This is a genomic window from Brevibacterium zhoupengii, assembly GCF_021117425.1.
Taxonomy (GTDB): Bacteria; Actinomycetota; Actinomycetes; order Actinomycetales; family Brevibacteriaceae; genus Brevibacterium; species Brevibacterium zhoupengii.
On record NZ_CP088298.1, the window covers coordinates 4117636 to 4132242 of the forward strand.

At 62.2% G+C, this 14607-nt stretch carries 9 protein-coding genes and 2 pseudogenes; 3 read left to right on the forward strand and 8 right to left on the reverse strand.

Annotated elements, in window-relative coordinates; translation table 11 throughout:
• Positions 1-44 precede the first annotated feature (44 nt).
• Positions 45-977 carry an alpha/beta hydrolase family protein gene (locus LQ788_RS18600; protein ID WP_231443607.1) on the forward strand — a complete coding sequence of 311 codons (933 nt, stop codon included), beginning with the start codon at positions 45-47 and terminating at the stop codon, positions 975-977.
• A 2-nt stretch (positions 978-979) separates the two neighbouring features.
• Here LQ788_RS18600 and LQ788_RS18605 read toward each other — a convergent pair whose 3' ends face one another.
• The 3 genes from LQ788_RS18605 to LQ788_RS18615 all read right to left on the reverse strand — a co-directional run bounded on the left by LQ788_RS18605 (position 980) and on the right by LQ788_RS18615 (position 5120).
• Positions 980-2377, reverse strand: a complete 1398-nt coding sequence (locus LQ788_RS18605; RefSeq protein WP_231443609.1) for an MFS transporter — start codon at positions 2375-2377, stop codon at positions 980-982.
• Between the two features lie 128 nt (positions 2378-2505).
• Positions 2506-3912 carry a D-arabinono-1,4-lactone oxidase gene (locus tag LQ788_RS18610; RefSeq protein ID WP_231443610.1) on the reverse strand — a complete coding sequence of 469 codons (1407 nt, stop codon included), beginning with the start codon at positions 3910-3912 and terminating at the stop codon, positions 2506-2508.
• On the reverse strand, positions 3876-5120 hold the full coding sequence (locus LQ788_RS18615; protein WP_231443612.1) for an amino acid deaminase/aldolase: 1245 nt from the start codon (positions 5118-5120) through the stop codon (positions 3876-3878). Before LQ788_RS18615 ends, LQ788_RS18610 begins: the two co-directional genes overlap by 37 nt.
• A gap of 69 nt (positions 5121-5189) precedes the next feature.
• On the opposite strand from LQ788_RS18615, the gene LQ788_RS18620 reads away from it, so the two are divergent.
• Complete coding sequence (locus tag LQ788_RS18620) at positions 5190-6782, forward strand: succinic semialdehyde dehydrogenase (RefSeq protein ID WP_231443614.1); 1593 nt, start codon at positions 5190-5192, stop codon at positions 6780-6782.
• A gap of 9 nt (positions 6783-6791) precedes the next feature.
• Here the strand turns inward: LQ788_RS18620 and LQ788_RS18625 are convergent, their stop codons facing one another.
• The 4 genes and pseudogenes from LQ788_RS18625 to LQ788_RS18640 all read right to left on the reverse strand — a co-directional run.
• Positions 6792-8735, reverse strand: a complete 1944-nt coding sequence (locus LQ788_RS18625; protein ID WP_231443616.1) for a penicillin-binding transpeptidase domain-containing protein — start codon at positions 8733-8735, stop codon at positions 6792-6794.
• A gap of 159 nt (positions 8736-8894) precedes the next feature.
• Entirely contained in the window at positions 8895-9629 is a 735-nt protein-coding gene (locus LQ788_RS18630; protein WP_231443618.1) for a response regulator, read from the reverse strand.
• 546 nt (positions 9630-10175) lie between these two features.
• Positions 10176-10493 carry a transcriptional regulator gene (locus tag LQ788_RS18635; RefSeq protein ID WP_231443619.1) on the reverse strand — a complete coding sequence of 106 codons (318 nt, stop codon included), beginning with the start codon at positions 10491-10493 and terminating at the stop codon, positions 10176-10178.
• A gap of 1141 nt (positions 10494-11634) precedes the next feature.
• Positions 11635-12183: pseudogene (locus tag LQ788_RS18640) on the reverse strand (ISL3 family transposase); the annotation flags it as partial.
• Positions 12184-12586: 403 nt separating this feature from the next.
• Here LQ788_RS18640 and LQ788_RS18645 point away from each other — a divergent pair.
• Positions 12587-13786 carry a helix-turn-helix domain-containing protein gene (locus LQ788_RS18645; RefSeq protein ID WP_231443621.1) on the forward strand — a complete coding sequence of 400 codons (1200 nt, stop codon included), beginning with the start codon at positions 12587-12589 and terminating at the stop codon, positions 13784-13786.
• A gap of 64 nt (positions 13787-13850) precedes the next feature.
• On the opposite strand, the pseudogene LQ788_RS18650 reads toward LQ788_RS18645, so the two are convergent.
• Positions 13851-14264, reverse strand: a pseudogene (locus LQ788_RS18650) (transposase); the annotation flags it as partial.
• Positions 14265-14607 lie beyond the last annotated feature (343 nt).

Sequence of the window (14607 nt, forward strand, 5' to 3'; positions counted from 1 at the left end):
CTGAACAGTAGATAATTTGCGAGTTCTTCATTAACCTTGTGCTCATGACGAGCACAATGATGAGTTCCGTGCGTATTCCGGTCACCGGTGGCCCACACAGCGAAACCACCGGCAACAGACACCAGACGGCAGGCGAATCCGAGCGGCACAGTCACGTGGTCGGCACTGTGCTGATGCCGCCAGAAACCCCGGTCGGATTTCTCACGGTCCATCCTGCCACGGCGACTCCGGCTCGCTTCTACACGAAGTTCGCCGAATACGCCGTCGACCGAGGGCTGGCAGTGCTCACCTACGATGTGCGCGGCGTCGCCGCCTCGGGGCCGGCGAGTGAGCACGCCAGGCTGCGGATGCGTGACTGGATGCAAGAGGACGCGAATGCCGTCGCGGCCTGGGCCAACCGTGAATACCCGGAGCTGCCGAAGCTGGCAATCGGACACAGCCTCGGCGGCCATGCTCTGCTGTTGGGCAACGCTAACGCGGGACTGCACGGCATCGTCACCGTGGGCACAGCATTGGCGGCACTGCAAGATATCAATCCCCGCAGCGAACGACTGCGCGTCGGGCTCATTCTCAGGGCGCTCGGCCCTCTCATCAGTCCACTCGTCGGCTACGCTCCCGGCAAACGCCTCGGCCTCGGTGAGGACATCCCGACCGCGGCCATGCTCGAATGGGGTCGCTGGGTGCAGATGTCCGAGTATTTCTTCGACGATCCGAGCCTGGGTGCCACCGCACGGATGGCACGCTTGCGCACGCCCGTGCTCGCCGTCGGTGCCAGCGACGACAACTGGGCCTCAGCAGCCCAGGTCGACGCGCTCGTCGACCATGTCCGCCTCGCCGAGGTGCAGCGACGCACCTTCACACCTGAGGAACTCGAGGTCGACCGAATCGGGCATCATGGTCTGTTTCGGCGCTCGGTCGCCGAGAGGGCGTGGCCGGAGATCGTCACCTGGCTGCTGCACCGACTCCCCCGGCACTGACCTCAGGCCGGGACGAGATCCTTGTCGCGGTCCACTTCCGCCAAGGGCCTGCCCGCCATATTGCGGGCCAGGAACAGGGTCGGAATGCCGGCTACGACGACGATGACGGTCGCATAGATCGCTGGGGCCAAGGTGAGACCAGTCGAGCTCATCAGCGCTGTCGCAATCAGTGGGGAGAGTCCGCCGAAGAGGACCGTGGCCACGTTGTAGCCGATCGCCATTCCAGAGAAGCGGCTGGTGCCGGTGAACTGCTCGGGGACCATGGCCGCCGCCACAGCACTCCATCCGGCGGCTGGCACAGCAAGGAACGCCACACCGAAGATCGCGACGCCGGAGTTCCCATCGGCCAACAGCGCGTAGGCGGGAATGGTGGTGAGGATGAAGACGGCCATGAGCACCGCCAGAGTCTTCTTGCGCCCGAAGCGGTCCGAGGCGATGCCGAACAGCGGCGTGATGACGATCGCCACGACGGCGGCGATGGTGCCCAGTGCCAGTGACCCGGAGTTCTTCACCTGAGAGACCTCTTCGATATAGGTCGGTACATAGGTGATGTTGAGGAAGTAGCTGACCGATCCGATCGAGGAGATCAGGAACGCGACGAGGATCGCGCGGGGCTGCTGGAGGAAGGCGATGAGCAGCGGGGAGCGACCGCGTGAGGCCACAGGCTTGTCGCTCTTGGCGGTCTGCGCCTGCTTCGTCTTCTCCGCGGCCTGCAGTCGCTTGAAGGTGTCGGTCTCCTCCATCATGCGACGGAGCGGGATCATCAGTGCGGCAAGCAGTGCACCGAGGATGAACAGGACTCGCCAGCCCCACGAGCTCATCGCCTCGGCCGAGAGTGTGCTTGCTAGCAGTGCTCCGGAGCCCACCGCGAGCAGGGCCCCGACCTCACTGTTGGCAGCCGCCCAGCTGGCTGCGAGTCCCCGGCGCTTGCTGCCAGCCGATTCCATCAGGAAGACCATGATCCCGGTGTACTCGGCCCCGACGGAGAATCCGGACAGGCAGCGGAAGAAGACCATGCCGACGCCGGCCCAGATGCCGATCGTGTCATATCCGGGCATAATCGCGATTCCGAGCATCGCGACGGCCATGAGCACAGCGGAGACGACCAATGCGGACTTGCGTCCGACCCTGTCGCCGAGGTGGCCGAAAACCATGGCGCCCAGTGGCCGGAACAGGAACCCGGCGGCTCCGACACCCAGGGTGAGCAGGAGCGAATCGGGGCGATCGCCGAAGAATTCCTTGGTCAGAATGGTCGCGACATAGAAGAAGATCGAGAAGTCATACCATTCGACGATGGTGCCGAAGGCCGCGACCATCATCGATCGACGGCGCCCCTTCTCCTTCTCCGGGCTGTTGGAGGCTGCTGGGTCCGACTGGGCCTGCGATTCGAAATCTGACATCGAGGAGTCCATTTCCTAGGGAATGCTGCGGCCATATCTCTCAACGACCACGGACAAAGCTGCTCGTCGAGCCTTTCCTGCCCACCTTACTGCTGGTGGGAGCCTGTGGGCAGGTCAGCGGAGAATTCTCAGCCCGCGCGCGAGCCGAGCCCGAACGACCCCAGCCCGAACAGAGAATCGGTGAATCGGTTCCCGAACATCGCGTGCGGGTCCAGCTTCTCCCGCAGCGCACAGAAGTCCTCGAAACGCGGATAGAGCTCACGCAGATCATCGGCGCCCAGAGCGTGGATCTTGCCCCAGTGCGGGCGGCCCCCATAACGTCGACAGATCTGTTCGACGACACGGAAGTACTCGGCGAAGTCGTCCTTCACGAACCGGTGCACGGCGATGTACATCGTCTCGCGCCCGAAGGCGGTCGAGAGTGGAACATCATCGGCGGCGGCAGATCTGACTTCGATCGGGAACGAGATCGACCATCCTCTCGACTCGATCGTGCGACGGATCTCACGGATCGCCTCGGCGCCGGATTCGAAGGGAAGCGCATACTCCATCTCGTTGAACCGCACCCGCCGGGGCGTCACGAAGACGTCGTGTCCCGGTGCTCGGTAGGTTCTGTCCGAGACGGCGGATTGGGCGATCCGATTGATGCGCGGGACGAGGCTGGGCACCGCCGATCCGAGCTCGACGGCTAGGCGAAGGGCACCGTTTTCGATGACTTCCTTGTCGAAGAGGTTGAGGAATCGATTGCGCACCCCTGCCTCAGCGAGGTGGCCCGGGCCGATCTCACCGAGCCCGACACGGGTGTTCGTCTTGGTCAGAGCGGTGTCGGTGTGCGGGAACCAGTAGAACTCGAAATGGTCGGCTGCGCGCATCCGTGGTTCGAGGTCGGCCAGCAGCTCGTCGACATCCGTCACGATCTCCTCGGCGATGAGGTCGAAGGCCGGCACGCACTGCAGCTCGATCTCCGTGACGATGCCCAGCACGCCGAGGCTGACGCGGGCCAGGTCGAAGATCTCCGGTTGAGTCGTGGGCGACAGGTCGATCACGGTGCCGTCGGGTCCCATGAGCGAGAGACCGGAGACGGTCCCCGCGAACCCGGTGAACCCGAGCCCGGTCCCGTGTGTGCTCGTCGAGATCGCTCCGGCGAGCGCCTGCGGATTGACGTCGCCCTGATTGGCCAGGGCCAGCCCGAAGGGCGCGAGCAGGGCCGGAATGTCGCGCAGCCGGGTGCCCGCGTGGAAACGCACCCGCCCGGACTCCTCATCGACGGCGATGATTCCGCTGAGGTGGTCGAGGCTGATCATGACATCGTCTCCCGCGGCCACGGGGGTGAACGAGTGCCCTGCACCGACGGGTCTGACCCGTTGACCGGCCGCGGACCGCAGGATCTCGCCCAGTTCCCCCGCCGAGGTGGGCCTGAGGAAGGTGTGCGGATGGGAGTGGACGTGCCCGGACCAGTTCCGGAACAGCTGTCGCTGAGTCGGTCTGCCGCTGCGGGTCACAGCACCCACCCCTGTCCGCGATAGGTCGACCACGAGTCGACGATCTGGGCTCCTGAGACGACGAGGAACTCATTGAAGTGCTCGGCGAGCTCACCGGCCTTGGCATGTCTGAACCAGACGAGGTCGCCGATGCGCAGATCTTCGGTGCCGGGACCGGTCAGTGGGGTCTGGACTTCACCAGCACCTTCGAGTCCCGCGTAGTCGAGTCCAGGGGGCCAGGCAATCGTCGGGACACGGTCGGCTCCAGGCACGCCGGAGGCGATGAATCCCCCTTTGAAGACCGTCACCCAGCCGGGTCCAGGTCGGCGCACCACGGGGGTGGCGAAGTAGGCGGCCGGCTCGTGTCGGAAGTGGGTGTAGCCGTCGAAGAGTCCTGGGGAGAAGAGTCCGGAGCCGGCGGCCAGTTCCGTCAGAGTGCCCTCGGCCACGCTGGATTCGAAGGACCCGGTGCCGCCGCCGTTGACGAATTCGAGGTCGGTGAGTTCACGCACCGCATCGACGACGCTTCTGCGCCGGACCTTCAGCTCGGCGATCGAACGCTTCTGCATGGCACGCACCATGGCCTGCTTGGGCGTTGGCCCGGCATCGGCGGTGCCGGCGACCTGCCCCTCGTAGGACATCAGCCCGACGAGGGTGGTCTCCGGGCGGGCCATGACCTGTGCGGCGAGGTCGACGGCAGCGGCCGAATCGCGGATCGGAGAGCGCCTGGCCCCGATATGGATCCGACTGCTCAGCACCCCTGAGCCGAGGCGGTACGAGGCATCGATGTCGATGCACACGCGCACAGTCTGTGCCGTGCCGCCGGCCGCCGCGTCGCCTACTCTCGCGTCGCCTGCCGTGGCACCGGCCTCTGCATCGCTGCGGGCGCTGTCGATGATATCGAGGTGGGTGGGGCAGTCGATCATCAGGGTGATGTTCTGGGTGGCCCCCGCCTCGGCGAACATCTGAGTGAGACTGCCCCGATCAACGGTGGGATAGCCGACGAGGATATCGCGGACCCCGCGAGCTTGGAGGATCAGCGCCTCCGGCAGTGAGAAGGCGAAGACCCCAGAGTAGCCGGGGTGGGCGAGCGCGCGCTCGATCGCAGCGGGAGTGCGCAGGGACTTCGTGGCGATGCGGATCGGCAGCCCCTGGGCTCGCTGGGCCAAGACGGTGACGTTCGCGTCGAACGCCTCCAGATCGATGACCGCGACAGGAGCTCCGACCCCACTCAGGGCGTGACGCAGTTCACGTGAGATCATGAAGATACTGTAGCGTAAGTTAGCGGTTCCATAGGCAGCAATCCACCCATTCACTGACGACACGGAGGCATGATGCACACGGACGTCACCAGCACCACCACCCCCTCGGACCGACTCACACATGTCACCGATCGGCTCCGCGAATTCCTCGACAGCAACCCCTATGCCGAGGCTTCGGGCAGCGGTGATCGCATGGTCAGCCCCGACCCGTTCACCGGCCTCGAACTTCCCCGCTTCGCTAAGAACACACCGGCCGACATCGAGAACGCCTACGCCACCGCGCGCATCGCCGCTGACGCCTGGGCAGCGCGGTCCCCCGAACACCGGGCGCGGGTGCTGCTGCGACTGCATTCTGCATTGCGCCGGCACGAAGATCTCCTCCTCGACATCATCCAGTACGAGACCGGCAAAGCCCGCATCCACGCCTATGACGAGATCCTCGACACCTACAACGTGTGCCGCCACTATGGTGTGACCGCTCCCGCCCGACTGCGCCCGCAACGCCGTCGCGGCGCCGTTCCCGTCCTCACCCGCACCGAGGTCACCCGCACACCGCTGGGCGTCGTCGGGTTCATCACCCCTTGGAACTATCCGCTGACCTTGGGCGCAACGGACTTGCTCGCGGCCCTGATCGCCGGCAATGCCGTGGTGCACAAACCCGACAGCCAGACAACCCTGACCGCCATCATCATGCGTCGTCTGGCCATTGCCTGCGGCCTGCCCGCGGAAGTCTGGCAGCTGGTACCCGGGCCCAGCAGCGAGGTCGGCCCGGCTCTGATGGCCGGTGCCGATGGGATCTCCTTCACCGGCTCGACCGCTGCGGGTCGCTCCATTGCCGCCGAGGCGGCCTCGCGTCTGCTTCCCACCGCCCTTGAGCTCGGCGGCAAGAACCCGATGCTCATCCTCTCCGATGCCGATCTTCCCTCGGCCGTAGACGGTGCCGTCCGTGGGTGCTTCTCCTCGGCCGGTCAGCTGTGCCTGTCCATCGAGCGCATCTATGTCCACGAGGATCTCTACCCCGAGTTCTGTGCCCATTTCGCCGAGGCGACCCGGAACCTCGAGCTCAGCTCCGACTACTCCTACGGCCCCGGAATGGGTTCCCTGGCTGGACCGAAGCAGTTGGCACAAGTCAGCGAACACATCGAACAGGCCCGAGCGAGCGGAGCTCAGGTCATCGCGGGTGGCCGCCCGGTCCCGGAGCTGGGCCCCTACTTCTACCTGCCGACCGTGCTCACCGATGTCACCGAGGAGGCTGAGCTGTTCGCCGAGGAGACCTTCGGCCCTGTCGTCGCCGTGTACCCGGTGGCCAGCGACGCCGAGGCGATCAAGCGGGCAAACGCCTCCGAATACGGTCTCAACGCCAGCGTCTACTCCCAGTCCCGCGGGCTCGAGACAGCCAGGCAGCTCGAGTCTGGAATGGTCAATGTCAATGAGGCCTATGTAGCCGCCTGGGGTTCGATCGACTCTCCGGCCGGCGGCGTCAAGGCTTCAGGCATGGGCCATCGGCATGGAGTTGAGGGTCTCTACCAGTTCATGCACACGCACAGCATCGCCGAGCAGAATCTGGTTCCCATCGCTCCGTTCGGTCCGCTCGATCAGTCGCGATTCGCCCGCACGCTGACCACCGCGTTCGAGGTCATGCGTGCCCTGCGCATGAAGTGAGGGCCTTCCTCAGTTGAGCGATTCGAAGAATTTCTTCGCCACCGGCACAGCCGCCTCGGCGCCGAATCCTCCGTCCTCGACGAGAACGGCCACGGCCACGTCGCCCTGATAACCGGCGAACCAGGAGTGGGTGCGTGGTGGGGTCTTGTCACCGTATTCGGCGGTGCCGGTCTTGCCGTGGACCGGTTCGCCGGGGACGTCCTGCAGCGCGCTGGCGGTGCCATCGGTCACTGCGCGGCGCATGAGCTTCTGCATCGTGGTGACCGCGTCGGCGTCGATCGTGCTCTTGTCCTTGCCCTTGTCCTCGTTTTTGCTCTTGTCAGAGGTCACGAGCAGGGGTTTGACCGTGTCGCCCTCGGCCACGGAGGCGGCCATCACCGCGACCGCCAACGGGCTGGAGACGACCTTGCCCTGACCGATCATCTGCGCCGCTTGCGTCACTGCGTCATCATCGCTGGGGACGGTCGCCATCTTCGCCCCAAGCCCCAGGTCGACGTCGTCCATGCCCAGGCTCGACGCCGCATCTGTCACCTCTGAGCCCGAAACCTTCTGCGCGGCATCGACGAAGGCGGTGTTGCAGGATTCGGCGAAATCGTCTTCGAAGGCCACCTCGCCCAGCACGTGGTCTTCGGCGTTCTTGAAGCTCTTTCCATCGACCGTCGTGGTCTTCGGACAGTCGAGAGTGGTCTTCGCAGTGACTCCGGCCTCCAGCAGGGCCAGGCCGGAGGCGACCTTGAATACCGATCCGGGTGCGTACTGGCCGGTCAGCGCCCGGTCCCAGGCAGCACCCTCGGGGTCCTGGTTGGCCACCGCGAGGATGTGACCGTCGCTGGGCCGGATCGCCACCAGCGCTGTCGGCTTTTTGCCTGTTGCGGCCGCCTTGTCTGCCGCTTCCTGCACGTCGACGTTGAGTGTCGTGGTGATGTTCTCACCGTCATGGTCGGGGAATTCGTGGACGAGGACGGGATCGGCGGACTTGCCGTCGTCGCCTGCCTCCGCGTCCTTGGCATCACCGCCCTCCGCAGCCTCGGCGTCGCTGATGTAGATCGCTTCGCTGCCTGGTCCGCTCAACTGCTTATCGTAGGCTTTCTGCAGTCCGCTCTTTCCGACAACGGATTCGCCGGTGAGCTTTCCGTCAGAGGCTTCGACCTCCTCGGCGCTGGCGGCTCCGGCCGTTCCCAGAGTCGGACCGGCGAAGCCCTTCTTCCGGCTCAGCGGCTGAGTGTGTCTGTTGAAGACGGTGCCGGGCAGGGAGTGGATCGAGTCCCTGACCAATTTGTAGTCACTCTCACGCAGGGTGATGACGGGAACGAGCTGATCGGGCTCCGCCTTGTCGACACGTTCCTTCAACGATGTGAGATCGATATCGAGTTCATCCTTGAGAGTGCTCAGGGTGTCATCGCCATCCCCTGCTTTCTCGAGCTTGGCCGGGTGGATGCCGATGTCGACGACGGGACCTTCGGCCATCAGCTCTTCGTCGTCTTCGCCGAGGATCGCACCTCTTTGCCCTGGGGTGGTCTGCGAGACGAGGACTCGACCGTCTTCGAGTTCCGGATGCAGCACGGTGGGAGTCAGCTCGGCCGACCAGAGCAGGCCCTTCTTGTGCAGGGGAAGCTCAGAGCTGTATTCCCAGGGTTCACCTTCCTGGTTCGTCCAGGTCCACGTCAGTGTCGCGACGACGTCATCACCGTGCTTCTTCGTGCCCTTAAGCTCCACCGAGCGATTCTTCATGCTCTGGTCGAGAGTCCCCAGAATCAGATCGTGCAGCTTCGTCGCCGTCGTCTGATCCGACCAGACATCGGATTCGATGCTTCCGTTGTTCAGGTCCGCAGCGGCGTCTTCTGCAGCTGTCTCTGCCCTCAGCGGCAGTGTGAAGAAAGCGAAGACACCGGCTGCGGCCAGCAGCACGACGACGAGGGTGATGGCCAACCACATTGTGGACTTCTTTGTCATAGGTCAATCATCGATGGGCTCGGCCGGGAAGTCCACTTGCTGCCTGCACTGGGCGGTTGGGCGGCCCGTTGAGTCCGGTGGGATGGGGCCCGGCACCGGTGGTGCCTGACCGGCCCTGCCGGGCTGGGTGGGGATGGAGCCCGGGTATCGAGGGGTGGTTCAGTCGTCGTCGGCGACGACGGTGTATTCGAGAACGGGCCTGCCTGCGGCCCCATATCGAGGTCGGCGGTTGAGCATGCCCGCGTCGGCCATGGCCTCTAAGTACCGGCGTGCGGTCACTCGGGAGACACCGAGACCTTCAGCGACCTCGGCGGCGGACTGACCGGGCTTGTCGCCGAGGACTGACTTCACTTCGGTCTGCACGGCGTTCGGGACGCCCTTCGCTGTCGCGGTCACGGTGTGGGTGCGCAGTGCGGCGATCGCGGTGTCGACGTCGGTCTGGGTGACCTCGCCTTCGGTGCTGTCCCCGCCGAGGCTGTTGCGGAAGGAGGAATATGCCTCAAGTTTGGATTTGAAGACCGGGAAGGTGAACGGTTTGATGATGTATTGGGCAACACCGTAGGACAGTGCCTCCTGGACGATCTGCATGTCCCGGGCCGCGGTGACGGCGATGATGTCGACGTCGACGCGGTGGCCGCGGATGGCCCGGCAGACCTGCAGTCCGTGGCCGTCGGGGAGATTCATGTCCAGGAGGACGAGGTTGATGCAGTCCGCGTTGAGACCGTAGATCTTTCCGGTCAGAGCAGCCATCGCCTGAGTGGCATTCTTCGCCACACCGGCGAGGTGATAGCCGTCGATGCGCTCGATGTACTTCGCGTGGGCCCGGGCGGCGACCGCCTCGTCCTCAACCACGAGCACACCGATGCTCGACTCAGGCGCAGTTGTATCTGACATGCCGCCAGTCTAACCAACGCCATTGCGGGTCTGCCGCTGTTCGTGTTACAGCCTGGGCACATGCGTGACACAGGATTGGAACGTTGTGGATCCTCAGGCGCATTCGAAGATTGCGGCGATGCCTGCAAGATCAGATCGCGAAAATCAGCGACAGCGCCGAACGTGATCGAGGTCGCCCCCGAGACGCGGCAAAGTAGAACGGAGTGGCTTTCCGAACGACGCAAGCTCGGGTGGCTAATGAAATGGTCGAACCCGAGATCCATTTCAGTTTCGAGATCGCCTGGGTGCCGACCATTCGCGCAAAGGATTCGCTCTGTCGGGGTATCTCAACCTCATCGGCGGCAGTCTCTAAGCGCTCCTCAATCGTACCGACAGCAGCTCCGAACTTTTCTTGTGCTGACACGGCAGTAATGAGATCGACGTCAGCCGTGGGCAGATGAATAAGCCTGTGCTCTCGAATGGATTCTGAGTCCGCAGGCGCGAATCCGCTGCTGGCCGCACTCTTGCAATGCGATACGAGCGATGTCGTGTTGCATCTCCTCAGGACTAGGTATGTACTACTCTCAGCTCGGGGAAACGCTCTTCCCAGAGGTTACGCACGCGAGAATCTAGGCTCAGCTGCGGCCACAGCCGGAGCAGAATTTCCTTGTTCATCAGCTGCGCCTGGATCGCGTCAGTCCCTTCTGCAAGCAGAGCTTGATAGGCTAGACGCGCACCACCGAGATCTGTCAGGTCAATGTCACCATCATCGAGCCACCGAACCCAGATTGGCAGACTAATTGTGCCCTTTGCTGGGCCGTGCAGGTCGTCGAGACTGGCGACGACCTCATACGGTTTGAGATCTCTGAAACGAACTCTCTCCATGGCTTGCCCCTTTCAAGCTGCTCGTGTTCGCTCTACTGTTTTGCCCTGAAACGATACAGCGAGCATTTCGGGACAGTTGATTGGTGGGACATGATTTTGGGACGGAGCCAGGCGGCGTAGCGCGGTCAGATTGGAACGGGCGACGATCGGCCCCATAACGACCGTTAACGGACCGGTCCTGTGTAGCGCGTCGACCTGCCGCCGGTGGCGGCTGCACCGGGAGGTGCGAACACTGCGCCCTCGACGCAATAAGATTCCCGCGCAACGGGGCCACTTGGTTCAAAGAGTACAGCGACGGGGGCGATGGTCCGTAGCTCAATACTGCAACCGAGCTACCGCTGGTGCTCAGTCCCTGTTGTCGGATCATCATCAGTTAAATCCGCGCGCCACGTCAGCCGCTCGTGCGCGAGGATTGCCCGCCATTCAGCCTCGTCTTCAGATTGGTGCACAACGTCTGAGCCAGAAGCCCTGAGATATCGAGAGTCGACAGCGCCGTGGTGTGCCATTTGTCCACTCTGCCATCAGTTCTTCGTTGCGCCTGGCTGTGCCTTCATCCTTCCACAGGTATTGCATTCAGGCTACAGGCAGTGAGGGCAAATGTTGCGGCTAGCCCGCAACTATCACGCCATCTTGATAGCACAAGCGCGCATCGGGTTCGGTTCCCTTCCAGCTGACAAGGGCGAGGAGACTTCCAAAGAAAGCCTTGACGAATACTCCTGACCAAGCCGCACAGAGGATAGCGACGATGACCAGGCACATAGCCCAGCCCGCCCGAGTCTCGACGCTGAATGCAATAAAGGTGAAGATTACAACCGAGACTAGCGTCAGAATCACAAGACACTTAACGGAAAGCTTGCACACGAGCCCTCCCTGGCCGCGAGCTACTGTCGCCGTCAACGCAACACTCACGGCACACACCGCTCTATGAAATTCTGCGCAATGAACCAGCGCAGGCCACCCGGATAAACGGATCAACACTCTCACCAGAACAAACAGTTTGCCGATAATAAACCTTATGTTAAGTCAGGTTGCCCTTCACCTCACCTACGTCGACTCGAACAAGTGCGTGCTGCCGACCAAGAACGGAATCTCCGGACAGCCGCATCACAAAGCTACCCGGCCCGTCGAGACGAGCATACAGTTCGTTGAGTAACGGACTTCCAAGTAGAAACCATCGGGCCTGATACAGCGGGTCGCCCTTCTTCCCGCGATAGCCGGTCGTCTCCTGCTGAACACGACGGCGCACCTCATCAAGCCCGTCGCCGACGAGCTTGACGACATGGAACGGATCCATCACCTCAACAGCTGCCGGCACTTCTTCGGCAGCGGCGGCCTTGAACACGGTGAACCCGTCCATCGCTACGACTTCGATTCCATCCCTCCATGACTGGGGCCGATCGGCCAGCCAAGTCTTGAACACGGCCTTCGACCGTCCCTCGACCATGTCCAGCAACCTGGCCGGACCGGTCTTGTCACAGATCGGAGTGAGGTCAATGATGACGGTGCCGTACTAGTCGCTCCGTCTCGTGTGGCGCCACACGTGCTCATCGGCACCGATGACGTGAACACCGTCGAATCGGGCCGGATCGTCGATGAGGACTCGGTGGCCCTCGGCCAGGATCGCTTCGTTAGCCGCATGCCACGATACTGCGAGCTTGGCAGCGATCACAGACACGGTGATGTGATCGACGTCGAGATAGTCGCGAACTTCTCCGCGCGAGTACAGTGCGGCAACCTTGTTTCCGACTGCATCTTCAATCGCAAGCACCGGACCCACTTCTAACGCAACAGGTTCTCGCGACCGCCAATCGATCCCGAGATCTACATCGACTTCCCCCCTCCCCTGTCGTGACAGACAGACGGGCAAACGATTCGCTCCTGCGCGGCACCTCAACTCCATAACCAGATCCCCGGAGCCGATCGACAACCTCATCGACTGCACCAGAATGGACTTGTCAGGAACAGCGAGGCCACTGGTGAACAGACTATAATCATTCAACTCACCACCGAAGTGAATTGGTCGTGTGCCACCGCGTCACCGATTTCGCTGCTCAAGTGCCCACACGATCCGAGGCGAGAGAACGGAGCCAAACGTGGAACAGCCTTATCATGAGTTGCTAGCTGAAGCTATTGCTGAAATAACCCAAAGGTCCGTCACTGTCGACGACGTCACTGGAAAGATCCTCGCGTGGGAATTCGTCGATTCAAACCAGGATCCCACCCGGCTTGAGGCAATTCTTTCAAAGTCTGGCTCTGTCGACGTGCGCCAGTGGGAGCGCAGCCACGGAGCTTATGACAAGTCGGCTGGGCCTGTCCTCGTCCCTGCTAACGGGGAACTACATTACCGAGCCCGACTGTGCTACCCCCTTAGACACCGCAATAAGGTTCTTGCCTACGCCTGGGTTCTCGCCAAAGACGAAGCAGACACTCTGGCCGACGCCGCCGTGATACTGGAGTCGCCAAGCCAAACTGTTACTTCTCTGCTCACTGAACTATCGCAGTCTGACAACTACAGAAAAATTTCTGCTGGCATGGATAGAGAACTCATTGGGTTCCTTCGCGGCGACTATAGTAATAACACGTACAACTGGGCACCGTCCCCCAAGCGCGACGTAAGCTACTGTATCTTGTCCGGTCGGCCCGTGGATACAAACCCTCTAGCTTCCGAAACCTGGGGACCGGTGTTTTCGGAAGCCATTGTGCCCACACTACGGACCAGCAACAATATTGTTGCGCGGTGGGGGGCCAGAGACACCTATTTCTCACTGCTCTGCGAGATCGCATCAGGAGATGAACTCAATTCGTTTGCGAGCAGTTTGAGCGCAGCATTCTCGTCAAAGTCTGGAGAGGATGGCCCGATTTTAACCCTGGGTGTCAGCCGATGGTTTGGACTGCAAGGTTCGCCGCAGATGGCGTTCAGGGAGTCGAGCAGGGCAATACAAGCTCAGGAAATCGATCCCAGTGTTCATGCAAGAGACTTCGACCAAATTGGTGCGTATCAACAATTCTCCGATCACTTGGATAGCGAGAACATCCGAAGCTCTGCACTCTCGATGATCTTGCAACATCCTCGTGGCGAGGTACTTCTTGAGTTCCTAGAGAAGGTCTACGACTCCGGAGCACCGATTACTGAGCTGGCAAGCGCCCTGCATGTACACCGAACCACAATCTATGATCGCTTTCAACAGCTATCACTAATCCTTGGCGCGGACCCTCTTGACGGCGTCGTAAGGCTTGAGCTCCATCTTGCGTTGAAACTGCGAAGATGGCATTCGCGCGCACCGTTCGTCTGACAGCGCACATACCTCAATGGGCTTGGAGACACAAGCTCGTTTGCAACTTCCTCGCGGTGGGCGTGATGATGTCCCGGTACACGCTCCAGGTGACCTTGACCTCAGTATGATTCTCAACGGTGAACAGCGTCGCGATTCGCCGCTGTTGCCGCTCGGTTAGTAACCCGCACCCCGTATGCAGCGTCCGCCGAGCTTGGTACAGCGGGTCGCCCTTCTACCTGCGGTACACAGCCGTTGCCTGCTGAGCGCGACGAGGAACTTCGCCGAGGTCCTCGCAGGTGAGCTTGAAGAAATGAAATAGATCCATCACTTCGGCCGCGGGCGGGAAGTTCTTCGACCGCCGCGTTTTTAAACCCGGTGAATCCATCTATCGCTACGATTTCGATGCCGTCGCGCCACTCTTTCGGCCGGGCACTGCCGGCCAAATCTAGAACACGGCCTTCGCCCGCCCCTCCACCACGTCCAGCAGTCTGGCCGGTGTCCCGAAGCGTGCTGTGCCCACCGCAGCTGCGGCACCAATCGTCGTCGTTCGTCGGTACACCCAAAGAGCGCTGACTCTCGTTCGGTCCGCACTGACCCAGCAGTGCAGGTCAAATGTGTCGAGGTGGCAGAACGTAGTGAGGCCGGAGGTAGAAAACGTACGAGGGTTCACGTCGAGATCTTTCGGATGGACAGGTTAGGAACTTCAACCTTCGAGAGGCCTCGGCCTATTTCCCTGGACCGACGCGCACCAGTTCTAACTGCGAAGAGCCGTCAAACCGGGAACCGACGCCGCAGAACCGACTCTACATATGTCGAGCACTCACTCACATTCACGCGAC